Raw genomic sequence first — 21779 nt, forward strand, 5'->3', positions numbered from 1 at the left:
TCACCGATCTTGGGCCGCGGCGGGCGCCGTACCGGGCAGCGCAGCCGAGTGCGGGGTCCCGGATTCCACCGGGCAGCCCAACGGGGGCAGGGGACCGGCGGGGTCGGCGAGGAGGGCGGGGACGAACGCGTGCAGCGCGTCGACGGCCCGGTCGACGGCCTCGCGCACCGGCGCGCTCAGCCCGGGCAGCAGGTCGTCGTCGTCCGGCAGCACGCCGGGTTCGCAGGCGAGGACGAGGACCCGGGGCAGGGGCTCGTCACCCAGGTGGGCGGCCAGGGCCAGCACCTTCGCCGGGTCCATGCCGTGGGCCTCGGGCGCGACGGTCCCGTCGGGGGGTTCGGCCTCGATGAGGGAGAGGGTGCCGGGGTGGTGTCCGCGGGGGGCCGCGTCGACAAGGACGGCGGTGGCGCAGCCGGACAGCAGGTCGTAGGCGAGGTCCAGGCCGCGGATGCCGTAGTCGTGGACCCGTGCCCCGGCGGGCAGCGGGCGCTGCTCCAGTGCGCGGATCACCTCGGGGCCGAAGGCGTCGTCGCCGAGGAAGATGTTGCCGACGCCGGCCACCAGCAGGCGCGCCGTCACCGGGTGCCCTCGGCGGCCGGGGCGAGGGGCCGGGCGGAGCCGCCCGGTGTCTTGCGGACGAAGGCCGAGCGCAGGGCGTGGTACGGGGCCGCGGGGTCGAAGAAGAGGGCGTGCATGCGGGCCAGCTCCGCCTCCCGGTACCGGGCGAGGGGCCGGTCCCGCTCGTCGGCGGCGCGGGCCGCCGCCTTGGCGGCGATCCGCCGGTCCAGGTCCCCGGCGGCGGCGAGCGCCGTCGCCAGTCGCCCGGCCTCGGCGGCGAAGTCCCGCGGCGCGGCCGGCACCAGCCGGTCCACGAGGCCGAGCCGTGCGGCGGTGGCGGCGCTGACCGGCAGGGCCCGCGACGTCAGCCGCCCGGCCTGCTCCGGGCCGACACGGCGCGGCAGGGTGTACGTCCAGAACTCGGAGCCGTACAGGCCCATGCGCCGGTAGTGCGGGTTGAGGACGACGCCGGTGCGGCACCACACCTCGTCGGCGGCGAGGGCCAGCATGGCGCCGCCGGCCGCCGCGTTGCCGCCGAGCGCGGCGACCACCAGGCGGTCGGTGGTGCGCAGCACGGCCTCCACGAGGTCGTCCATGGCGTTGAGGTTGGTCCAGGACTCCTGGGCCGGGTCGGGGGCCGCCTCGATGACGTTCAGGTGGATGCCGTTGGAGAAGAAGTCGCGGGTGCCGCCGAGGACGAGGACGCGGGTGGGGCGGGTGAGCGCCTCGGTGTAGGCGGCGAGCAGTCTGCGGCACTGGTCGGTGCTCATCGCGCCGCCCGGGAAGGAGAAGGCGAGGAAGCCGGTGTCACCGCGCTGCCGGTAGCGGATGTCGGTCCAGGTGCGCCGCCCGGGCGGGAGCTCCAGCGGGGCGGGGACCTCCGGGAGGGCGGGGCCGGGCCGGTACCCGGCGAGGACGGAGGCGGCCGGGCGGCGGAAGGGCGCCGGGTCGCCGGAGCTCTTGCGGGGGCGCAGTTCCGGGATCCAGACCGCGCCGTCGCGGGTGGCCCGGCAGACGGCGCCCGCGCGCTGGGCCAGCAGGGTGCCGGGGCTGCCGCGCAGTTCGTCCTCGGGGTGTCCGCCGTGCAGGAACACCTCGTGGCCGAGGAGTTCGTCCAGGACGCCGGGCTGGGAGTCGGCGCCGCGCAGCTTGCGCAGGACCGTGGCGGTGTCGTCGCGCTCCCAGTCGATCCGCCGCCGTTGCTGCCGGAAGGTGTCCCGCCAGACGACGGTGACCGACTCGTCGGTCTGCGGCTGCGGCTTGTACCCGCCGTCGGCGTAGCGCCGTACGGCCGTCAGGACGGCGGTGACGGCGGCGTCGGAGGCCTCGTTGCGGTACAGGTCGCTCTTGCCGACGGGGGGCACGGGGAACGGCTCGGCCGCCCAGACCGGGCCCGCGTCCATCGCCGCCTCGGCCTGGAGCACGGTCACGCCCCACTGCCCGGCCCCTTCGGCGATGGCCCAGTCCAGCGAGGACGGGCCCCGGTCACCCGGCGGGCCGGGGTGCACGATCAGGCAGGTGTGCTCCCGCCAGACGTCCTCGGGCAGGGCCGTCCGGAGCATCGGCGCGATGATCAGGTCGGGGCGCAGCTCGCGCACGGCGGCCCGGACCGGGTCGGGGCCGTGCGCGGCGAGCACGACGTCCAGCCGGTGCCCGAGGTCCGACAGTTCGGCGTACAGGCGCTGGGAGAGGCTGTTGAACGCGCTGGCGACGAGCAGGATGTCCATGCCACGGCATGCTCGCCGCTCGCCGGGGTGCCGGGAAGTACCGCTGCGGCGATTCGCCGGCCCGGCTCAGGTCTCTTCCTCCATCCGGATCGCGTTCCGCAGGTCCTCGAAGGCCTGGCTGCGGTCGTCCTGGTGCGCCTCCAGCAACGCGGCGGCGATCGCGTCGAGCTTGCGCTGGATCGCGTGTTCGGCGCGCATCTCGGAGTTCTTCAGCAGGGCCAGGAGCAGCAGGGTGACGGCCGTCATGGACTCGCCCGCGAGGAGCAGCACCTCAAGCGGCAGATGGGTGACGTGGGAGGCGACGAAGAAGCTGACCAGGCCCAGGCAGAACAGGAAGAACAGCGGTGAGCTGGTGAAGTTCGAGGCGTATTCGGCGAGCTGCTCGAAACGGCCGCGGCGCGGGCCGCCGCGGTGAACGGGGTTCTTGAACGTCATGGCCGAGCCTTTCCCGCGAAGGGCGGCTGACGCGCCGGCTCCGCAGTACCCCTGTGGGGGCCTACGACACCGGCGCCCGGCCGGGGGTCGTGCCGTACCCGCGGAGCGGTCGCGCCGTCTCAGGCCGCGAGGGTCTCCCCGGGCGCCAGACGGTCCACGAGCTGGTCGTGGTGCAGCTCGGCCACCGGCCACACCAGGTCGGGGTGGCGGAGCAGGGCCGCCGCGCCGCGGTCGCCGTCGTCGGGGGCGAGCAGCCGGCGGAACTCCATCGGCGTCGCCGCGTGCTCGCTCCCGGCGAGTGCGGCGACGGCCAGGACGGCCAGCTCGGGGTCGGTCAGCAGGGCGGCGGCCCAGCTGGCCACGACCTCGTCCACCCAGGTGCGCCAGGCCCAGTCCTCGGCCGGGTGCTCGCCGGTCCGCTCGGCGCCGGCGATCCAGTCGAGGCGGGCCGCGCCTCCGGGGCCCGCCATGGTGACCAGGCCGGCGTCGATCGCCGTGGGGTACCGCAGCCAGGCGGCGACCGTCACCGCCTGCCGGGCCTGCGCCTCGCACAGCGCGGAGGCCAGCGCGCCGCCGCACGGCGGGTAGGCGACCGTCAGCCATCGTGCCGTCGCGGCTATCAGGGGGGACAGATCAGTGAGCACAGCCGGGCCGTCCGAGGTGCGAAGGGGTACAGGGCTCCACGCCACGGTAGCCCGGCGCCGGTCACGGCCGGGAGGGGGTGCGTACCAGGTCATATGTGACCTGACCCACTCACGGGGAGCGCTCGCCCGCGCCTCACGCGCTCACCGGCGGAACCCGCGCTCCGGTGCGCCCCCTCACCACGCATTCACCAGGGGGGCGCGCGCCGGTACAGCCACTCACCGGCAGGGCCCCGCCCCCACCCCGCCCACACGCCAGCAGCACCCACCCACGGCCCACGCACCGACCGGCAGCCCCCGCCTCGCGCAAACGCGGGGAGCACCCGCCCGCGCCCCACACGCTCACCGGCGGAACCCGCGCCCCGGTGCGCCCCCTCACCGGAAGGCCCCGCCCCCACCCGGCGCACTCACCAGGAGGGCCCGCGCGCCGGTACAGCCACTCACCGGCAGGGCCCGCCCCCCGCCTCGCCCACGCGCCGGGAGCACCTGCCCCACCCGCTCACCCGGAGCACCCGCGCCCCGGTGCGGCCGCTCACCGGGAGGGCCCGCGCGTCGGTGCGGACGCCGGGTGTCGGCGCGTCGCCTCCTTCGGTGGGCGTTCCCGGAGGGCGCCGTAGGCGATGAAGTAGGCGGGGACGCGGCGCAGCCACGGCGCCTCGCCGAGCAGGGCCGCGAGGCGCTGGGCGCGCTCCGCGCCGCCCAGGGGCGGCCGGCCGTGCAGGACCGGTTCGATGACGCGGGCGTGGGCCGCCCGTTGAAGCGCCTGGGTGACGACCGTGGTGGGACGGCGGCGGCGCTGCACGGCGCGTACGTCACGCAGCCCCACGGTGCCGCGGCGCAGCGGCCCGGCCAGGTGGCGCGCGGTGGCCACGGCGTCCTGCACGGCGAGGTTGATCCCGATGCCGAAGACCGGGGACATGGCGTGCGCGGCGTCGCCGATGCACAGCAGACCGGGGCGGTGCCAGCGGCGCAGCCGGTCCAGGTGGACGTCGAGGAGCTTGACGTCGTCCCAGGAGCGCAGGGCGTGTGTGCGGTCGGCGATCCAGGGGGCGGCGTCGGCGAAGGCGGCCAGGAAGCGGTCCAGGCCGGCGGCGCGGCGCTCGGCGTCGGTGCCCTTGGGGATGAGCGCGGCGCACTGCCAGTAGTCACCGCGGTCGATCATCGCGGTGAGGAAGCCCTCGCCGGCGCCGCCGACGAGCCCGCTCGGGTCGTCCTCGCGCCGCGGCAGGCGGAACCACCAGGCGTCCATCGGGCAGGCGAAGTGGCGCAGGCCCAGTTCGGGGAGGGCGCGGGCCAGTGATCCGCGGCCGTCGCAGGCGACGGTGAGGAGGGCGCGCAGTTCACCGGTGCGGCCGTCGGAGCCGCGGTAGCGCACCCCGGTGACCCGGCCGGACTCGACGACGAGGGACGTGGCCTCCGTGTTCATCCTCAGTTCGAAGGACGGCTCACGGCGGGCCTGGTCGGCGAGGAGGTCGAGCAGGTCCCACTGGGGCACCATCGCCACGTAGTTGTGGGGACCGGGCAGTGCGGAGAGGTCCGCCACGGTGACCGGCGAGCGGCCGGCGCCCAGCGGGAGCTGGAGGGTGCGGACCCGGCGCTGCGGGAGCCGGGCGAACTCACCGGCCAGGCCGAGGTCGTCCAGCAGCCCCAGGGTCGACGGGTGGACGGTGTCGCCGCGGAAGTCGCGCAGGAAGTCGGCGTGCTTCTCCAGCACGGTCACCGCGATCCCGGCCCGGGCCAGGAGCAGGGCGAGCACCATGCCCGCGGGGCCGCCGCCGACGACACAGCAGGTGGTCTTCTCCATGGCGGTCCGCCCTTCCTCTCGAGAGCAGTACGAGAGCAGTGACCGGCTCATTAATTCATCGACTGATGAATAGGGTACTCCCCCGCGGACCGGAACGTCACGTGTCGCCGTGGTGGACGGGGGAACCCGTTGCGCGCCCTGAGCAGGGCTGGAGACGCACCGGGAGGCTGGGAGGTCGCATGGCCACGGACGCCGCACGCTACGACGACCAGGGCGAGGTACCGCTGGGAGGTTACGCCGTCCTCGCCTCCGTGTTCCTGGCGGGCACCGGCGCCTTCGCGCTGCTGGCCCGGCGCCGGGGTGTGCGCCTGCCGCAGCAGGTGCCGCCCTGGGATGTCGCGCTGCTGGGCGCCGCCGCGTACAAGACGTCGCGGGTCCTGGCCAAGGACAAGATCACCAGCTTCCTTCGGGCACCGTTCACCCGCCGCGCGGACGAGGGCGAGGCGAGCGAGGTCATGGACGAGCCCCGCGGCGACGGGCTCCGGCGCGCCGTCGGCGACCTGGTGTCCTGCCCGTTCTGCGTCGCCGCCTGGACCACCGGCGCCCTGGTCTGCTCCTACGCGGCGGCGCCCCGCTTCACCCGGCTGGTGTGCGGGGGCTTCGGCGCGCTGACCGTGGCGGACTGGCTCCAGTACGCGTGGACGTGGACCCAGCAGACGGCGGAGAGCTGAGGCCGGTCGGCGGTGCCGGGCGTTCGTAGTCCGGCGGGCACGGGGTACTCGCCCGGTGCCGCTACGCCGGGGGACGGGCGGGCGTACCGTCGGCACTTCGTGCGGAAGGGACCGGTCTCATGCGGCACGACGAGATGATCGGGAAGGTGCAGGCACTGGCCCAGCTGCCCGACCGCGGGACGGCCGAGCGGGCCGCGCACGCGGTCGTGAGCACCCTGGCGGAACGGTTGCCGGCCGGGCTGGCCCGGCACGTGGCCGCCCAGCTGCCGCCGGACATGGCGGCGGCGATGCGGGAGGCGGCCGACGCGTCCGCCGGGCCGGACTCCGGCACGGCGGCCGAGCCGTTCGGGCTGACGGCGTTCGCCGGACGCATCGCCGTCCGGGCCGGAACCGACGAGGAGACGGCGCTGCGGGAGGCCGCCGCCGTGATGGAGGTGCTGGACGCGGCCCTCGCCCCGGAGCTGACCGAGCGGATGGACGGGGCGCTGCCGGCCGACATCCGCGAACTGCTGCCGGTGGAGCGCGCGGTCCAGGACACGGGGCGGCCGGACTGACACGATGCCCGGCTCCCCACTGGCCGGCGCCGGGAGAAGGCGTCCTGGGCGGGGTGCGCCGCACCGCGCGGGCCGCACACCGTGACCGGGGTGGGCGACACTGCTTCAATTCGTGTGCAAACGCCCGCTGGGGGCAGGCGTAGCAGTGACGCCCCCCACCCGAAAAGGTGCTCCATGGCCTTCTTCGCCCTCTCCCGGCATCAGCCGCTGGTCCTGCTCTCGGCCACCGATCTGGCGTCGGAGTACCACCGGTTGCAGGAAGAGAACCGGCAGCTCCAGCGCGCCGTGACCTCGCACGCCGTGATCGACCAGGCGATCGGCGCCGTCGTCGTCCTCGGGCGGATGGCCCCGGAGGAGGCATGGCGTGCGCTGCGGGACGTCTCCCAGCGCACGAACGTCAAGCTGCGCACGGTCGCCGAGCACATCCTGGCCTACGCCCAAGGGGGCACGCTTCCCGATCCGGAACGGATCGAGCTCGGGAAGGCGATCGTCCGCTACCGCCGCTGCGAGGAGCCCGCGGTGCTCGGCGAGGGCCTGCACGCGTCGGCCGACGGTGACGGGAGCGCCCGCTAGGCCCTGCCGTCGAACTCCCGTCGTCCGGCCCGGAGGGCGGGCCGCGCGGCCTCAGGTCATGCTGGGGACGACAGGGCCTGGAGGCACCCCGCCCCTGCCGGCGACCCCTCGGGCGGCCCCCCGCTGGTCGCCGGGAACCCGGTGTCCGCCGCGTCCCGCCCTGATCGCCCCGGCGACCGCGCCCCGAGGGCACCCGCTCCCACCGCCGGCCCGACCCGCGGGTGCGTTCCGCGCGCCCCTTCCGCGTCGTGTGCTTACGGTGCTGTGGAGGTGACCGGCTGTCGGCGGGGACGCCTCTCGGTGCGGAGAGGAGGCGGGAGCGGTGGTGGAGGGTGCGCACCGACGGGCGGCCGGGCGGAGCGGCGGACGCCGGGCCGGGCGCACGGTGCTCGGCAGCCGGCCGGCGCACTCCGTGCGGCTGCCGTCCGTGACCCGCCCGGAGCAGCGGGCGGCGCCGGCCGAGCGCACGGTGAAGTGGCTCCGGGTCGCCGCGGCCTACGCCTGGCGGCTGATCCTCGTCGGCATCGTCGTCTACGGCGTCTTCAGCGTCCTCGGCAGCTTCCAGCTCATCGCCGTCGCGCTGTTCCTGGCGCTGGTCGTGACGTCCGTACTGCACCCGCTGACCGATCTGCTGAGCCGGTTCCTTCCGAGGCCGCTCGGCGTGGCGATCGCGCTGGTGGGCAGTCTGGTGCTGCTGCTGGGCCTGTTCGCGCTGGTGGGCAGCGCGGTGGCGGGTGAGTCCGCGCGGCTGGCGGACGAGTTCAGGGGCGGGGTCCACCGTATCGAGCTGTGGCTGCGCCGGCCGCCGTTCCGGCTCAGTTCCGACGCGCTCGCCGGGCTGCAGCGCCAGGTGACGCACTACGTCTCCACGCACCGGGCGGCTCTGCTCAGCAGCGCGGTCGACGAGCTGGGCCGGGTGGTGGAGCTGATCACCGGCGTCGCGCTCGCGCTGTTCGCCTCGGTGTTCTTCCTGCACTCGGGCGAGCGCCTGTGGAGCTGGGCGCGGGACCAGTTGCTGCCGAGCGCTGCCCGCCCGGTGTGGGACCGGGCGGGGCGGGCGGCCTGGCGGACCTTCGCGGGGTACACGCGCGGCATCATCATCGTGGCCGCCACCAACGCCGTCCTGGTGGGAGTGGTCCTGCTGGTGCTGCGGGTACCGCTCGCGCTGCCGCTGACCCTGCTGGAGTTCTTCGCGGCGTTCGTGCCGCTGGTGGGCTCACCGGTGGCGCTCGGGGTCGCCACGATCGTCGCGCTCGCCGGCCGGGGTCCGCTGACGGCAGTCGGCGTGCTGGTGCTGATCGTGGTGATCGGCCAGCTGGAGGGGCACGTGCTGCATCCGCTGGTGATGAGCTGGGCGGTCCGGCTGCACCCGCTCGTCGTGGCCGTGTCGGTCATCGCGGGCAGCATCGTCGCCGGGGTGATCGGCGCCGTCGTCGCGGTCCCCCTGGTCTCCGTCGTCTGGGCGGTCCTGCGGGCACTGCGCGCGGTCCCACCCTGACGGCCCCGGCGGCGCGGCGAGTGCCGGAGCCCCCGGGGGCCGCCCAACCCACTACCGCTGCTCACCCTCGCCGACCCCGCACGCGATGGGGCCGGGCCCCTGGCACCCCCGGCTCAGCGGAGCGCTGCCGTGACGAGGCCGCCGATCTCCTCCTCCCGGACGCTGCCGCCGTTCACCAGGCGGTCGAATACCAGCCCGTCCACGCAGGTCAGCAGGGTCAGCGTGCGCTCCTCCGGGTCGGCGACGCCCTGCGCGGCGAGGAACGCGCGCACGACCCGTCGCCCCTGGTTCTCGCGCGGCACGAGGATCTCGCGCAGTTCGGGGTGGTGCGCGCTCTCGACGGCGCAGGCGTAGCGGGCGAGGGACCGCCGGCGCCCCTCTCCGGTGAGCCGCGCCTCGACCAGCGCGGCGATGCCGGCCGTCAGCTCGCCTGCGGTCCGCGGCACGGGGACGGCGGCGCCCCTCTCCTCCAGCTCCGCCTGGTCCAGTGCCACCAGTCGCCGGACCAGCGCGGTGAGGAGGGCCTGGCGGGTGCGGTAGTACGCGGAGGTGGTGCCGGGCGGCAGCCGGGCCGCGCGGTCCACGGCGCGGTGCGTCAGGCCGCGCATGCCGCTGTCGGCGAGCACGGTGATCGCCGTGTCGGCGAGGAGGGTACGTCGGTCTGTGGCCACCCCTCTTTCTACACCGGCCTTCTACGTCTGTAGAACGGCACGCTAGGGTGCTCCCACAGCTTCTACAGATGTAGAAACCCACGGGAGGGGGCCGGCATGGGCGGTACGGCGGTGGTGGTCGGGGGCGGCATCGGCGGGCTCGCCGCGGCACTGGGCCTGCGCCGGATCGGCTGGGAGGTCCGGGTGGTGGAGCGGGCCGCCGTCCTCGCCGACGCGGGCGCGGGCATCTCGCTGCACGCCAACGGGCTGCGCGCGCTGGACGCGGTGGGCGTCGGCGCGGCGGTCCGGGCGGCGGCGCGCCCGCAGTACACCGGGGGTACGCGCACCCCGGCGGGCCGGTGGCTGTCCCGCATGGACGGGACGCTGCTGGAGCGCGAGCTGGGCTCCCCCATCGTCGGCATCCCGCGCGCGGTCCTGCACCGTCTGCTGCGCGCGGCACTGCCCGAGGAGTGCCTGCTCGTCGGCGCGACCGTGGACACGCTGGACCTCTCGGCGCCCGGCCGGTTGGGCGTGCCGGTCGGGGACGGCGTCCTGGAGGCCGACCTGGTCGTCGCGGCGGACGGTGTGCACAGCCGGCTGCGCGGGCAGCTGTTCCCGGAACATCCCGGCCCGGTGTACGCCGGTTCCACGGTGCTGCGGGCCCTGACCGAAGGCCCGCTGGAGGTGGCCACCGACTTCGAGCTGACCTGGGGCGCGGGGGCCGAGTTCGGGCACATCGCGTTCACCGACGGCCGCGCCGAGTGGCACGCGGTGCTCAACGCGCCGCCCGGCGTCCGCCACGCCGACCCGCTCGGCATGCTCCGCCGTCGCTTCCGCGACTGGCACGACCCGGTCCCGGCGCTGCTGGCCGCCACCCGGCCCGAGGCGGTGCTGCACCACGACATCCACGAACTGGCCACGCCCTTGCCGTCGTTCGCGGCGGGCCGGGTGGCGTTGCTGGGCGACGCCGCGCACGCCATGACACCGCACCTCGGCCAGGGCGCCTGCCAGGCCCTGGAGGACGCGGTCGCCCTGGCCGCCGCGCTGGCCGCGGAGGGCTCGGTCGGCGCGGCCCTGGCCCGGTACGACGCCGAGCGCCGCCCCCGCGCCCAGGCGGTCGCCCGCGCGGCCCGGCAGGCGGGCCGGCTGGGCCAGCAACTGTCCCGGCCGCTGGCCGTGGCCCTGCGCAACACCGGGCTGCGCCTGGCCCCGTCCCGCGTGACGATACGGGCGATCCTGCGCCACGCCGACTGGACGCCGCCGCGCCTGGGGTGACGGACAGCCGCCTCGTGCCGGGCCGGAGAGCCGACGGGCCCCGCACGGCCGCCCCCGCGCCGGTGCGACCGATCAGGTTCCGGTCCGCTCGGCCTTCGCGCGGGCGACGGCCACGCCGGCGGGGTAGCGGGTGCTGATCCGGGCCAGCGGGGTGCCGTCCGGGTCGGCCAGGTACAGCCAGTGGATGGTGGGACCGTGGCTGTTCTGGCCGTAGGAGGTCGTCTCCGTCCGCTCGGTGACGGACAGTTCGGGCCAGGAGAGGGCGTGGGTGCGGGTCACGCCCGCGGTCACGACGACGCCCCCGGCGAACACGTGGAGACGGGTGTCCCGGTGGGTGAGCCGGCCCTCGACGACGAAGCCGGCCACGGGGAGGACGACCGCCAGGACGAGGAGGCCGACGGCGACGGTCTTCACCCCGAGGCCGTAGGGGCCGGCCACCATGCCGGCACCGAAGATCAGACAGAGCAGCGCCGGCATCAGCGACGCGCACCCCAGGCCGGTGAGCCGGCTCCCGATGCGCTGTGTGTGCGTCCGCTCGCCCAACCCGTGGGCGGCGGCGGCCTGTTCCGCCCTGCGCAGCGCCTCCTCGTCCGCTTCGGCGCGCCGTGTCCCCCAGCCCATCGTCCGCATCCCCCTCCCGCGAAGTGCCTCCGGTGAACCCCTAACGCGCGGCGCCGGACGGCGCCTCCTCCGGCGGACCGGCGTCCGCGCCGTCGCTCAGGCCGAGGCGCAGGTGCTCGATGTGATAGACGGCCTGGTCGAGGAGTTCGGCGACATGGCCGTCGTACAGGGCGTAGATCACCGAGCGGCCCTGGCGGCGGCCGACCACCAGGCCGAGGTTGCGCAGCAGCCGCAACTGGTGCGAGCACGCCGACTGCTCCATGCCGACCTCGGCGGCGAGTTCGGTGGCCGCGCACGGCCCCTCCCGCAGCCGGGACAGGATCAGCAGCCGGGACGGAGTGGCGAGGGCCTGCAGCGTGGTCGCCACGCGCGTGGCGCTGTCCGCGTCCAGGCGCGTACGGGGAACCGCCGTCCGCGCGGGAGTTGCTCCATGGCCCATACCGGCCATCATACAGACGACACTTGAAAGGTTCTTCATATGTACCTGTATGGTGGGCCATGCTGCCCTGTCGTCCACCCTGCCGAAGGGTTCCCTCGCCATGCCCTCCGTCCTCACCGACCGCCGCCCCCTCCCCACCGGGGCGGCCCGCGCCGAGCCCGCCGCGCCCCGGCGCCGCACCCGGGTCCTCGCGCTGCCCGAGGCCCGCTGGGCGGCGGCGGCCACGGTGCTGTTCCTGCTCGCCCTCCCCCTCCAGCTCACCGGCGCGCCCGGCTGGGCCTGGGGCGTGCCGTACGCGCTCGCCTACGCGGCCGGCGGCTGGGAGCCCGCGTGGGCGGGGCTGCGGGCGCTGGCCGACCGGACCCTGGACGTGGACCTGCTGATGGTCGTGGCGGCGCTGGGCGCGGCGGCCGTCGGCCAGGTGATGGACGGCGCCCTGCTGATCGTCATCTTCGCCACCTCCGGGGCACTGGAGGCGCTCGCCACCGCCCGGACCGCCGACTCGGTGCGGGGCCTGCTCGACCTCGCCCCCGTCACCGCCACCCGGCTGCGCGCGGACGGCACCGAGGAGACGGTCACGCCGGCGGACCTCACCGTCGGCGACACCGTCCTGGTGCGGCCCGGCGAGCGGATCGGCGCCGACGGCCGGGTGCTGGACGGGACGAGCGAGGTCGACCAGGCCACCATCACCGGTGAACCGCTGCCCGTCGCCAAGGAGCCCGGCGACGAGGTCTTCGCCGGCACCCTCAACGGCACCGGCGCGCTGCGGGTGCGGGTCGGCAGGGACGCCGCCGACTCGGTGATCGCCCGGATCGTGCGCATGGTGCAGGAGGCGTCCGGGACCAAGGCCCCGACCCAGCTGTTCATCGAGAAGGTCGAACAGCGCTACTCGCTGGGCATGGTCGCCGCGACGCTCGCCGTGTTCGCGGTGCCGCTCGCCTTCGGCGCCGCCCTGACCGGATCGCTGTTGCGGGCCATGACCTTCATGATCGTCGCCTCGCCGTGCGCGGTGGTGCTCGCGACCATGCCGCCGCTGCTGTCGGCGATCGCCAACGCCGGCCGGCACGGGGTGCTGGTCAAGTCGGCGGTGGTGATGGAACGCCTCGGGCAGGTCGACGCGGTAGCGCTGGACAAGACGGGCACCCTGACCGAGGGCACGCCACGGGTGACGGACGTGGTACCGCTGCCCGGAACCGGCCCCGGCGAGCGCGAGCTGCTCACGCTCGCGGCGGCGGCCGAGCATCCGAGCGAGCACCCGCTCGCCCGGGCCGTGGTGGAGGCCGCGCGCGCCCGTGACCTCGCCGTTCCGACCGCCCGCGGCTTCCGCTCCGCACCGGGCGTCGGCGTCACCGCCACGGTCGGGGAGCACGTGGTCGCGGTGGGCACGCCGGCCCGTCTGCTGACCGGGACGCCGGACGACGGCGCGGCGACCGGCCCGGCGCGCACGGACCGGCACGGCTCCCCCGTCGCCGCTTCCCCGGTCACCACCCGGCAGGCGGCCGGCCGCGCCGCCGCGTCCCTCGTCGCACGCCTCGAAGCCGGTGGCCGTACCGCCGTGCTGGTGGTGGTGGACGGCGTTCCGGCCGGGGTGCTCGGGATCGCGGACCGGCTGCGGCCGGACGCGGCCGTCACCGTCTCCGCGCTCACCGCGCTGACCGGGACCCGTCCGACGCTGCTGACCGGGGACAACGCGCGCGCCGCCGCCCGGCTGGCCGGCGAGGTCGGCATCCGGGACGTCCGGGCCGGATTGCTGCCCGAGGACAAGGTGGCCGCCGTGCGGGAGCGGCAGGACGCCGGCCGCCGGGTACTGGTCGTCGGGGACGGCGTCAACGACGCGCCCGCGCTCGCCGCCGCGCACACCGGCGTCGCGATGGGCCGCGCCGGTTCCGATCTGGCGCTGGAGACCGCCGACGCGGTGATCGTGCGCGACGAGCTGGCCGCGGTGCCCGCTGTCGTCGCCCTCTCCCGCCGCGCCCGCCGCCTGGTCGTGCAGAACCTCGTCATCGCGGCGGCGTTCATCTCCGGCCTGGTCGTCTGGGACCTCGCGGGCACGCTGCCGCTGCCGCTGGGCGTCCTCGGCCACGAGGGTTCCACGGTCCTCGTCGGCCTGAACGGTCTGCGCCTGCTGCGCGAGACCGCCTGGAGGAGGGCGGCGCGGACGGACACGGCCCCCGCCTGACCCACCGCCCCGTGCAACGCCCGCGCCGACGGCCGCTCGCGCGGCACACACCCGTCCGGCCCCGTCACATCGACAGCGCCCCGGAGGCATGAGGTCGTGCCAACGGTGGCACCCGGGGCGCCGTGCGTGGGATACGACTGACCTGGCAAGGAGTACGGAGTGACGTGGCGGGCGCCGTGGGTGCGGTGCGGCGGGCCTGGGCGGGACCGTGCCGGGAACGGGACCTGGCCGTCCAGGCGGCGAAGGCGGCGCTGGCCGCGTGGGTGGCGTGGGCCGTCGCGGGCTGGTGGCTGCGGGCGCCGGTCGCGTTCGTCGCGCCGTGGGTGGCGGTCGTCCTGGTGGAGTCGACCGTGTACCGCTCGATCGCGCACGGTCTGCAACAGCTCGCGGCGATCGCGGCCGGCACCGTCGCGGCGACCGCGGTCGGACTGCTGATGCCCAGCACGGTGGCCGCGATGGCGGTGGTGCTCCCCCTGGCGATGCTGCTGGGCCAGTGGCGCCGCCTGGGCAGTCAGGGCATCTACGCGGCCACGGGCGCCCTGTTCGTCCTGACCAACGGGTCGGTCGCCGTCGCCACCTCCGCGGCCCGGCTCGCCGAGGCCCTGTTCGGGGCGGTGGTCGGCATCGCCGTGAACGCGCTGGTCCGGCCGCCGCTGTATCTGCGCGACACCCGCGCCGTCCTGCGGGACGCGACCGAGGAGGCCCACGACATCCTGCGGGACGTGGCCGACGGACTGGCCGACAGCCGCTGGGACGCGGAGGAGGCCGACGCCTGGCACCAGCGCGCGCTGCGGCTGCACGGGCTCGTGGAGGAGGCCCGCTCGACGGTCGAATGGAGCCGGGAGAGCCTGCGCGCCAACCTGCGCGGGCGCCGCAGGCCGGCCCTGCCGCTGCCCGGGAAGGGGTACGACGACGCGCTGGTGGTGCTCGACTACGCGGCCGTGCACACCGCGGGGGTGACCCGCACGGTGCTGGAGGCCGCCGCCGAGGACCGCTCGGCGCCCCGGCCGAACCCGGGACTCGCCAAGCGGTACGCGGAGTTCCTGTACGAGACCGCCCGCGCGCTGCGGCTCTACAGTCACAGCCGGTTCGGCGACGAGTGCGAGGACGAGCTGCGCGAGGCGGTGACGCGGCTGCGGGACACCCTCGGCGAGCTGCGCCGGGACCTGGTCCGCTCCACGACGGACGACCCCGACGAGGTCGCCACCTACGGGGCGCTGCTGGCCCAGGCCCACCGGCTGGCCGGCCAGCTGGCCGCCTCGGCCGGGTGAGCGCGGCTGCTCACGTGCCGGGCGCCGTGTCCCCCGGTTCGCGGACCCCGAACTCGGCGCGGCCCACGGTGAGGACGCCGTCGGTCAGCGGCCGGCAGCGCACTCCGCCGCCGCCGCGCAGGGCGCGCTGGGCACCGGGGCCGAGGGTGGTGTCCATCCAGGCGCAGGGCCGGGCGGCGCTGCGCACCTCCAGTTCGACCGGTCCGGAACCGGAGTCGAGGAAGACGGTCCTGCCGATGTAGGCGTCGATGTCGACCCCGCGCAGCAGGACGTTGCGCCGGGTCCGCAGCAGGTCGGCCGGGTACGGCTGCGGCAGCCGCTCGGCGGCCATGAGGGTGATCGACGCGTTGCGGTGGGCGGGGTGGTTGAAGTACCGGTCCCCGACGATGCCGAGGCCCGCGCGGACCTCGGCGCTCGTCACGAGTTCGCCGGGCGGCAGCTCGGGCGGGCCGTCGCCCGGCCGGCCCGCGAGGCGGTGCACCGGGGACACCAGCAGCTGGACTATCTCGACATGCGGCACGCTCCGAGCCTAACCAGCGCCGGCGCGTGCCCGGTCCCCGGCGCCCTGTCATCCGGCCCTGACGCGGAGGTCAGGTCCGTGACGCCGGCCCGGAGCCGGGTGCGCGCAGCGCCTCCGCGTCCGGTGCGTCACCGGTGGCGAACTTCCGCAGCCCGTCCTGGGAGCCGTTGAAGCGGTCGTGGTCGCCGACCGTCGGGCCGCTGGAGGTGTACTGCCACATCGTGTACGACGTCCACCCGGCCGGCAGCGGCCCGACCGTCGAGGCGTAGCGCGCGATCCACAGCGGGTTGGTCGCGCCGAAGCCGGCGTAGTCGCCGGTGCACTCGATCCACCAGTTGGTCGCCGTGTAGATGACCGCGTCCCGGCCGGTGCGGGCCTTGTAGCGCTCCAGGAAGTCCCGGATCCAGCCGACCATGCCGCTCTTGGACTTGCCGTAGCAGGAGTCGCCGTACGGGTTCCACTCCATGTCGAGAGCGCCGGGCAGCGTCTGGGCGTCGTTGGACCAGCCGCCGCCGTGCTGCACGAACCAGTCGGCCTGGGCGGCACCGCCGGCCGTGTCCGGGGTGGCGAAGTGGTAGGCGCCGCGCACCATGCCGACGTCGAACGAGCCGTCGTACTGCTGGGTGAAGTAGGGGTTGGTGTAGGACGTGCCCTCGGTGGCCTTGGTGTACGCCCACTTGGTGCCGCTGTTCCACAGCGTCGGCCAGTCGACGTCGCGTTGGTGGCTGGAGACGTCCACTCCCTCGGTCTGGGAGGCGCGGGGGTCCGGGGGCGGGGCGCCGGACTCGCCGTCGTGGGCGAGGACGCCGATGCCCATGTAGGCGCTGCCGCGCTCGGGTGCGCCCCCGGTCGCGTCGGACGCGGCCGGGGGGCCGGACAGGAACAGCAGCAGGCAGGTCAGGGCCCCGGTCAGGCACGGGCGGGACCGGCCGCGGAAGCGGAATATAGGGGTTCGCACGCGATCCATCCGACCCGGGGCCGGGTCCTCGCGCACTCCGGACTGCGCCCAACGAGGCCGTCCGCGGCCGGTTTCAACCCGTGTGGGTGTCCGTCACCCCTCGATGCGGTGCTGCGTCCAGAAGGAGGTCAGGTCCGTGCTGGTGGCCGCCTGGGCCGCCGCCTTGAACTCGGCCGTGGTGGACACGCCGTACCAGTGCGCGGTCGCGTAGTCCTTCAGCAGCTTGGCCATGGCGGTGTCCCCGAGGACGCGGCGCAGGTCGTGCAGGGCGCATTTGCCGTAGCCGTAGACGACCGTGGAGTACCGGGAGGAGTGCGCGTCCCAGTACGCCATCGAGTTGGTGATCTTCTCGGCACTGGAGGCCCAGGAGACGCCGCTCCAGCAGTTGGTCCCGGTCTTGCCCTGGGCGAGGTCGGTGGCGTAGTCGGTGAACGACTCGTCCAGCCAGGGGCTGGTGTACTCGTCGTCGCCGACGATGCCGTACCACCACTGGTGGGCGATCTCGTGGGTGAGCGCGGTGGTACTGACCACGTCGAGGACGAAGCCGGGGTACTCCATGCCGCCGAACCAGTAGTTGTTGTCGATGACGGCGTCCAGCTCGCCGTACGGGTAGGCGCCGAACCGGGAGGCGTGGGCGTCGACCGCGCTCCTGGCGGTGCTGAGCATCGACTGGGCGCTGGTGGAGCTGATCCCCGAGACGGAGTAGACGTTCACCGGGACGCCGGCGGCCGAGGTGCCGGAGATCTTGGTGAAGGGGCCCGCCGCCCAGGCGAAGTCACGGACCTTGGAGGCGGTGGCCGTGGTGACGGTACGGCCGCTGGAGCCGGGCGTGTCCGTGGAGGTACCGGTGGCCGGGACCAGCAGGGTGCTGGGGTGGTCCAGGGTGACCCGGAAGTCGGCGGCCAGGGAGTAGAAGGACTCGCCGTTGTTCGTGTACGGGTCCAGGTGCCAGCCGGCGCTGTCGCGGACGGCGAGGACGGGCAGGGCGTTGCCGACGAAGCTGAACGCGCCGTCGTGGCCGAAGCGGTCGGCGCCGCTGGGCACGGTGATGCCGAGGTCGAAGCCGATGGTGGCGCTCTGCCCCTGGGCGAGCGGGCTCGGCAGGTCGATCTTCAGGGCGGTGCAGGCGACGGAGAGGGCGCCGGCGGTGCCGCCGGTGACGTTGCCGACCTTGACGGGCATCGCGTCGCAGCTGCCGTGGTAGTTGTCCCACAGCCTGAGGTAGACCTCGCCGAGCGCGGTGGGCGAGGCGTTGGTGAAGGTCACGCTCTCGCGTCCGGTCCAGACGGTGCCGCTGGTGTCGCTGCTCAGGTTCACGGTGTACGACGGGGCCGCCGGGGTCCGTGCGGAGTCGGCCGGCGGTGGTGTGGTGCCGTCCGAGGTGTCGAGGGCGATGTCGTCCAGGACGAAGCTCGTCTGGAGGCTGGAGTCCTCGGTGCCGGTGAAGGACAGGTTCACGGTCTGGCCGGCGAACGCGGACACGTCGATCGACTTCTTCACGTAGCCGGTGTTCTCGTCCAGGTTCGAGTAGGTGGCCAGCGTGGTGCCGCCGAGCTTTGCCGTGAGTTTGTCGTAGGCGGTGGACGAGGTCGTCTCGGCGGTGTCGATGTGCAGCCAGAAGGTGAGGGTGGCGGCGCCGCATCCGGACGGGACGGTCACGCTCTGGCCGAGGGTGTCGGTGTGGGTGCTGCCGACGCCGTCCAGCCAGGCGTAGGAACCGCCACCGTGGGGGGTCTGCCCGGAGCGGCTGGTGATCACGGTGGACGCGGACTGTGTCCACGGCGAAGTGCCGCTCTCGAAGCCGCCGTTGGCGACCACCTGCGCCGGGGTGCAGGCGGCGGCCACGGGAGCCGTGGCGGGCCGGGCGGCGGCGGGGGTGCCGGGGAGGAAGAGGGCGGCCAGCGCGGCGGCGGTGACCGCGCCGACGCCGAGGGTCCTGTGGGGGGTCGGTCTCACACGCTGCTCCTTTGCGGCGGCCGGGGTCCGGCCTGCTCGAAGGACCGCCCGGCCGGGGTGCGCCGGGGCGGTCCGGGTGGGGTTGTGCGCGATCGCTGTGCACCGGTGCGGCGCGCGCCCCTGTGGGTCGGGGCGCGGGCTGCCGAAAGCGTGACAGATTTGACCGGGCCATGCCAGACCGGCGGACGACGGGGCCCTGGGTGGGCCGTCGCAGGCGCGGCGCCGCCGGTCCCCCGGCGGCGCCGGCCGGGATCAGCGGGCGCGAAGCGTCATGAAGACGGCCCGCAGACGGGTGCCGTCCGGACCCGGCCAGCCGGTCGCCACATGGCCGAGGGCGTCCTGCGGCGGCAGCGGCGGGTTCCCGGGGACGGGGGTGAGGACACGGTGGACGAGCAGGGTCAGGTCCCCGGGTACCGGGAGGCGGGTGCCGTCCTCGCCGTCGGACGGTTCGGGCCGGAAGCCGTCCGGGACGAGGGGCGCGCCGTCGTAGGAGCGGGTCACCTCGTGGTCCGGGGTGTCCGTGACGCTCTGGGCCATCGCCTGCGCCCTGCCCTCGATCAGCGCCAGCAGTTCGGTGACCAGCACCGGGTCGTGGCAGCCGTCGTACACCCAGCGCGTGCCCAGCACCCCGTGCTCCGCCGTGCCGACGAGCGCGTGCTCGGCGCCCTCCAGGGGCGCCCCCCGGTAGGTGAGCGGTGCCAGATAGGCCGTACGGCCGGGGCTCGACGTGTCGGTGACCACCATGAACTCGATCCCGACCTCGCCCTCGGGGTCGTCCAGCCGGAAGCCGCCGGACTTCTCCAGCACGGGAGCGTCCGGGCCGCCGCGGTACCAGGGGCGGCCGGGCAGCCAGTCGGCGAGCAGTTCGGTCTTGCCGGGCTTGAGGGTGGTGCGGTGGATGACGGCCATGCGGGTCGTTGCCTCCCGTTGCGCGGACGCTGACCCGCCCAGCCTTCCACACCCTCCCCGCCGGACACCGCCGGACCCAACCGGCCCTGGGGACCGGAGGGTTCACCGGATCGGGGAGGGTGCCGGGCGGGTGGGGCCGGCCCCCGTGCGTCAGCCCCCGTGCGTCCTCTCGAAGGCGGCGAAGGCGGCCTCCTGACGCCATTCGAGGCGGGCCTTGGCGCTGTCGGCGAGCAGGTGCCGGCAGGCCGCGCCGCGCACGGGCAGGCCGGGGCGCTCGGCACGGCACGCCTGGACCGGCCGGTAGCCCTTGGCGGTGGGGTCGCCCTGCCACAGGCTCGCGCCCGGCAGGAAGGCGTACTCCAGGGAGGCGCGGGCGAGGTCCTTCAGCTCGGGGTAGCGCAGGCCGTAGGTGGCGGCGGCGTACTGGTACTCGTGGCTGATGTCGGTCCGGGACACCCCGGGGTCGTCGGTGGCGAGGACGACCGGGACGCCGTAGCGGCGGTAGGTGCCGAAGGGGTGGTCGGCTCCCTTGACGCCGAGGATCTGGGCGTTGCTGGAGAACGGGACCTCCACCGCCACCTGACGGTCCGCCATCGTGCGGGCGGTGCGCCGCCAGTCGTCCTCGTGGACCAGGTCGACGCCGTGCCCGACCCGTTCGGTGCCGGCGACCTCCACGGCCCGACGGATGTGGAACCTCAGGTCCTCCGGCTTGACCAGCCCGGGCCACAGCTCGCCCGCGTGCAGGGTGACGTGCGCCTTCGGGTACTGGGTGCGCAGGTAACCGACCATGCGCATCTGCAGGCCGTAGTCGCGCAGGGAGGTCTCCGAGTCCTCGGGCTGGACGAGGTTCACGGCGACGAACCGCGGGTCGGCCTCGGCCAGCCGCAGCCCGAGGGCGAGCTGGGTGAAGACCCGCTCCGGCGCACTGCCCCGGGACGCCTGGGAGATCCAGCGGACGGTGAGACCGCACCCGGGCCGCGCCCGCGGGGTGCCGCACCGCTCGGTGGCGCGGAACTCGGCGTCGCCGTCGTCCGCCTCCGCGCGGGCCTGGGCGACCAGCTTGTCCAGCTTGCCGCCCGCGACCAGCCTGCGGTGCAGGGCGGCGAGGTCGTCGTCCCAGCCGACCTCGGCGGCGAGCTTCTTCGCGCCGTCGGAGGCCGGGGTGACCATCGTCTCCAGGTAGGACTGGTTGTTGCGGACAACGGTGTCGGCGACCTCCGCGAGCAGCTTGCCCCGGTGCCGCCAGGTGACCTCGCCGAACCTGCCGAAGGTGTCGAAGAAGTGGTCGTGCCCGCTCCCGCCGGGCGGGAAGTCCTCCATGGACCAGGCGCGCACCAGCGCGTCGTGGAAGGCACGGTCGGTCCGCGCGTCGGCGGCGGGCCGGGTTCCGGCGCCGCAGGGCGGGGTGACCGCGGTCAGCGTCGCGGTGTCGACGCACAGCCCGTCCTCGCCGGCCAGCTCGATCAGGTACTCCGTGGACACCGCGCCGGAGAGGTGGTTGTGCAGGTCTCCGCCCTTGGGGAGCTGCCGGAAGAACTCCCGCAGGGCCGCGGGCCGGTCGTGGAGGGAGCGGAGACGGGCGTCCGTGCGCGCCTCCGCGGCGGTGACCTGCCGCGGCGGCGGTGCGGCGGACCGGCGGTCCGGCGGTGCCGGCTGGGCCGCGGCCGGCAGGGCGGACAGCAGGGACAGGACACTGAGGGTGCCGAGTACGGCCGGAACGACCCGCCGGCCCAGGGCACTTCGACGTTGCAGACTCACAGGGGGCATGATCACGGAAAGATCACGGCAACGTGCCCTGATCCGGGACATCCGGGGCGGAGAGCACCCGACCGGGTGACGCACCGCCAGGCATCCGCCGGCCGGCGCCGCGGACCGTCCGGGCGTCCCTTCCCGTGCTCCCCGGGGAGCGCGCTGCCCGAAGACCGGCCGGCACCCGGCGCGGGACAGGCCGACTAGGTCGGGGACGACGCTGAGGAGGCAACCGTCGTCCTCGGCGGAGCCGCGCGGCGGGCACGAAGACGGCTCCGCCACACAGCCGGGCGCCGCCGGCCATACGTGACGGACCCGTGACCACCGGCGTGATCCCGATCCGCGCGGCGTCCCCTTCCGTGCTCCCCGGGGAACACGCCGTCCGGCATCCAGGAGACGCGAAGACCGGCCGGCACCCGGCGGGACAGACCGACGAAGTCGGGAACGACGGTGAAGAGGCAACCGTCGTCCTCGGCGGAGCCGCGCGGCGGGCACGAAGACGGCTCCGCCGCACAGCCGGGCACCGCCGGCCGTACGTGACGGACCCGTGACCGCCGGCGTGATCCCGATCCGCGCGGCGTCCCCTTCCGTGCTCCCCGGGAACACGCCGTCCGGGATCCAGGAGACGCGAAGACCGGCCGGCACCCGGCGGGACAGACCGACGAAGTCGGGCACGCCAGTGAAGAGGCGGCCGTTGTCCTCGGCGGAGCCGCGCGGCGGGCCCGAAGACGGCTCCGCCGCACAGCCGGGCGCCGCCGGCCGTACGTGACGGTGCCGTGACCGCCGGCGTG

At 75.2% G+C, this 21779-nt stretch carries 20 protein-coding genes; 7 read left to right on the plus strand and 13 right to left on the minus strand.

The annotated features are described in order from the left end of the window. The 5 genes from AB0946_RS14830 to AB0946_RS14850 all read right to left on the minus strand — a co-directional run bounded on the left by AB0946_RS14830 (nucleotide 1) and on the right by AB0946_RS14850 (nucleotide 5165). A complete protein-coding gene (locus AB0946_RS14830; RefSeq protein ID WP_366760969.1) occupies nucleotides 1–579 on the minus strand; it encodes a hydrogenase maturation protease in 579 nt (192 codons plus the stop codon). Continuing rightward, nucleotides 576–2285 carry an enoyl-CoA hydratase-related protein gene (locus AB0946_RS14835; RefSeq protein ID WP_366760970.1) on the minus strand — a complete coding sequence of 570 codons (1710 nt, stop codon included), beginning with the start codon at nucleotides 2283–2285 and terminating at the stop codon, nucleotides 576–578. The genes AB0946_RS14830 and AB0946_RS14835 overlap by 4 nt, the downstream gene beginning before the upstream one ends. A 66-nt stretch (nucleotides 2286–2351) precedes the next feature. Beyond that, the gene (locus AB0946_RS14840) at nucleotides 2352–2720 is read right to left on the minus strand and encodes a hypothetical protein (RefSeq protein ID WP_366760971.1); all 369 of its coding nucleotides are present in this window, start codon (nucleotides 2718–2720) and stop codon (nucleotides 2352–2354) included. Between the two features lie 119 nt (nucleotides 2721–2839). After that, nucleotides 2840–3364: a hypothetical protein gene (locus AB0946_RS14845; RefSeq protein ID WP_366760972.1), complete on the minus strand. Its 525-nt coding sequence runs from the start codon at nucleotides 3362–3364 to the stop codon at nucleotides 2840–2842. A 529-nt stretch (nucleotides 3365–3893) separates the two neighbouring features. Continuing rightward, the gene (locus tag AB0946_RS14850; protein WP_366760973.1) at nucleotides 3894–5165 is read right to left on the minus strand and encodes an FAD-dependent oxidoreductase; all 1272 of its coding nucleotides are present in this window, start codon (nucleotides 5163–5165) and stop codon (nucleotides 3894–3896) included. A gap of 179 nt (nucleotides 5166–5344) precedes the next feature. Here AB0946_RS14850 and AB0946_RS14855 point away from each other — a divergent pair, with 179 nt between their 5' ends. The 4 genes from AB0946_RS14855 to AB0946_RS14870 all read left to right on the plus strand — a co-directional run bounded on the left by AB0946_RS14855 (nucleotide 5345) and on the right by AB0946_RS14870 (nucleotide 8461). Next, nucleotides 5345–5836: a DUF1360 domain-containing protein gene (locus AB0946_RS14855; RefSeq protein WP_366760974.1), complete on the plus strand. Its 492-nt coding sequence runs from the start codon at nucleotides 5345–5347 to the stop codon at nucleotides 5834–5836. Between the two features lie 119 nt (nucleotides 5837–5955). Then, nucleotides 5956–6390: a DUF2267 domain-containing protein gene (locus AB0946_RS14860; RefSeq protein WP_366760975.1), complete on the plus strand. Its 435-nt coding sequence runs from the start codon at nucleotides 5956–5958 to the stop codon at nucleotides 6388–6390. Nucleotides 6391–6564: 174 nt separating this feature from the next. After that, nucleotides 6565–6963, plus strand: coding sequence for an ANTAR domain-containing protein (locus tag AB0946_RS14865; protein ID WP_366760976.1), 399 nt, complete (start codon nucleotides 6565–6567; stop codon nucleotides 6961–6963). A gap of 418 nt (nucleotides 6964–7381) precedes the next feature. Then, nucleotides 7382–8461, plus strand: a complete 1080-nt coding sequence (locus AB0946_RS14870; RefSeq protein ID WP_366761098.1) for an AI-2E family transporter — start codon at nucleotides 7382–7384, stop codon at nucleotides 8459–8461. 113 nt (nucleotides 8462–8574) lie between these two features. Here AB0946_RS14870 and AB0946_RS14875 read toward each other — a convergent pair whose 3' ends face one another. Beyond that, entirely contained in the window at nucleotides 8575–9132 is a 558-nt protein-coding gene (locus tag AB0946_RS14875; RefSeq protein ID WP_366760977.1) for a TetR family transcriptional regulator C-terminal domain-containing protein, read from the minus strand. A gap of 96 nt (nucleotides 9133–9228) precedes the next feature. On the opposite strand from AB0946_RS14875, the gene AB0946_RS14880 reads away from it, so the two are divergent. After that, nucleotides 9229–10386 carry an FAD-dependent monooxygenase gene (locus tag AB0946_RS14880; RefSeq protein WP_366760978.1) on the plus strand — a complete coding sequence of 386 codons (1158 nt, stop codon included), beginning with the start codon at nucleotides 9229–9231 and terminating at the stop codon, nucleotides 10384–10386. A gap of 72 nt (nucleotides 10387–10458) precedes the next feature. Here AB0946_RS14880 and AB0946_RS14885 read toward each other — a convergent pair whose 3' ends face one another. Together AB0946_RS14885 and AB0946_RS14890 are read right to left on the minus strand one after the other, a co-directional pair. After that, the gene (locus AB0946_RS14885) at nucleotides 10459–11007 is read right to left on the minus strand and encodes a hypothetical protein (RefSeq protein ID WP_366760979.1); all 549 of its coding nucleotides are present in this window, start codon (nucleotides 11005–11007) and stop codon (nucleotides 10459–10461) included. A 40-nt stretch (nucleotides 11008–11047) separates the two neighbouring features. After that, on the minus strand, nucleotides 11048–11446 hold the full coding sequence (locus AB0946_RS14890) for a metalloregulator ArsR/SmtB family transcription factor (RefSeq protein WP_366760980.1): 399 nt from the start codon (nucleotides 11444–11446) through the stop codon (nucleotides 11048–11050). Between the two features lie 100 nt (nucleotides 11447–11546). Between AB0946_RS14890 and AB0946_RS14895 the strand changes: the two genes are divergently transcribed. Together AB0946_RS14895 and AB0946_RS14900 are read left to right on the plus strand one after the other, a co-directional pair. Next, entirely contained in the window at nucleotides 11547–13625 is a 2079-nt protein-coding gene (locus AB0946_RS14895) for a heavy metal translocating P-type ATPase (protein ID WP_366761099.1), read from the plus strand. Nucleotides 13626–13789: 164 nt separating this feature from the next. Then, complete coding sequence (locus AB0946_RS14900) at nucleotides 13790–14896, plus strand: aromatic acid exporter family protein (RefSeq protein WP_366760981.1); 1107 nt, start codon at nucleotides 13790–13792, stop codon at nucleotides 14894–14896. A 10-nt stretch (nucleotides 14897–14906) separates the two neighbouring features. On the opposite strand, the gene AB0946_RS14905 is transcribed toward AB0946_RS14900, so the two are convergent. The 5 genes from AB0946_RS14905 to AB0946_RS14925 all read right to left on the minus strand — a co-directional run bounded on the left by AB0946_RS14905 (nucleotide 14907) and on the right by AB0946_RS14925 (nucleotide 20997). Beyond that, nucleotides 14907–15416 carry a molybdenum cofactor biosysynthesis protein gene (locus AB0946_RS14905; RefSeq protein ID WP_366760982.1) on the minus strand — a complete coding sequence of 170 codons (510 nt, stop codon included), beginning with the start codon at nucleotides 15414–15416 and terminating at the stop codon, nucleotides 14907–14909. Nucleotides 15417–15486: 70 nt separating this feature from the next. Beyond that, nucleotides 15487–16383 carry a lysozyme gene (locus AB0946_RS14910; protein WP_366760983.1) on the minus strand — a complete coding sequence of 299 codons (897 nt, stop codon included), beginning with the start codon at nucleotides 16381–16383 and terminating at the stop codon, nucleotides 15487–15489. Nucleotides 16384–16467: 84 nt separating this feature from the next. After that, a complete protein-coding gene (locus AB0946_RS14915; RefSeq protein ID WP_366760984.1) occupies nucleotides 16468–18330 on the minus strand; it encodes a M1 family aminopeptidase in 1863 nt (620 codons plus the stop codon). A 252-nt stretch (nucleotides 18331–18582) separates the two neighbouring features. Further along, nucleotides 18583–19239 carry a 1,4-alpha-glucan branching protein gene (locus tag AB0946_RS14920; RefSeq protein ID WP_366760985.1) on the minus strand — a complete coding sequence of 219 codons (657 nt, stop codon included), beginning with the start codon at nucleotides 19237–19239 and terminating at the stop codon, nucleotides 18583–18585. A gap of 150 nt (nucleotides 19240–19389) precedes the next feature. Further along, a complete protein-coding gene (locus tag AB0946_RS14925; protein WP_366760986.1) occupies nucleotides 19390–20997 on the minus strand; it encodes an adenosine deaminase in 1608 nt (535 codons plus the stop codon). Nucleotides 20998–21779: the final 782 nt, after the last annotated feature.

This window comes from Streptomyces sp. NPDC046870, assembly GCF_040704595.1.
Taxonomy (GTDB): Bacteria; Actinomycetota; Actinomycetes; order Streptomycetales; family Streptomycetaceae; genus Streptomyces; species Streptomyces argyrophylli.

What these genes read in the sequence shown, in the direction of transcription:
- AB0946_RS14865 (WP_366760976.1), top strand. Translation starts at nt 6,565, where the DNA reads ATGGCCTTCTTCGCCCTCTCCCGGCATCAGCCGCTGGTCCTGCTCTCG.
- AB0946_RS14840 (WP_366760971.1), bottom strand. Translation starts at nt 2,720, where the DNA reads ATGACGTTCAAGAACCCCGTTCACCGCGGCGGCCCGCGCCGCGGCCGT.
- AB0946_RS14920 (WP_366760985.1), bottom strand. Translation starts at nt 19,239, where the DNA reads ATGGCCGTCATCCACCGCACCACCCTCAAGCCCGGCAAGACCGAACTG.
- AB0946_RS14835 (WP_366760970.1), bottom strand. Translation starts at nt 2,285, where the DNA reads ATGGACATCCTGCTCGTCGCCAGCGCGTTCAACAGCCTCTCCCAGCGC.
- AB0946_RS14890 (WP_366760980.1), bottom strand. Translation starts at nt 11,446, where the DNA reads ATGGGCCATGGAGCAACTCCCGCGCGGACGGCGGTTCCCCGTACGCGC.
- AB0946_RS14895 (WP_366761099.1), top strand. Translation starts at nt 11,547, where the DNA reads ATGCCCTCCGTCCTCACCGACCGCCGCCCCCTCCCCACCGGGGCGGCC.
- AB0946_RS14855 (WP_366760974.1), top strand. Translation starts at nt 5,345, where the DNA reads ATGGCCACGGACGCCGCACGCTACGACGACCAGGGCGAGGTACCGCTG.
- AB0946_RS14880 (WP_366760978.1), top strand. Translation starts at nt 9,229, where the DNA reads ATGGGCGGTACGGCGGTGGTGGTCGGGGGCGGCATCGGCGGGCTCGCC.
- AB0946_RS14860 (WP_366760975.1), top strand. Translation starts at nt 5,956, where the DNA reads ATGCGGCACGACGAGATGATCGGGAAGGTGCAGGCACTGGCCCAGCTG.
- AB0946_RS14885 (WP_366760979.1), bottom strand. Translation starts at nt 11,007, where the DNA reads ATGGGCTGGGGGACACGGCGCGCCGAAGCGGACGAGGAGGCGCTGCGC.
- AB0946_RS14850 (WP_366760973.1), bottom strand. Translation starts at nt 5,165, where the DNA reads ATGGAGAAGACCACCTGCTGTGTCGTCGGCGGCGGCCCCGCGGGCATG.
- AB0946_RS14910 (WP_366760983.1), bottom strand. Translation starts at nt 16,383, where the DNA reads ATGGATCGCGTGCGAACCCCTATATTCCGCTTCCGCGGCCGGTCCCGC.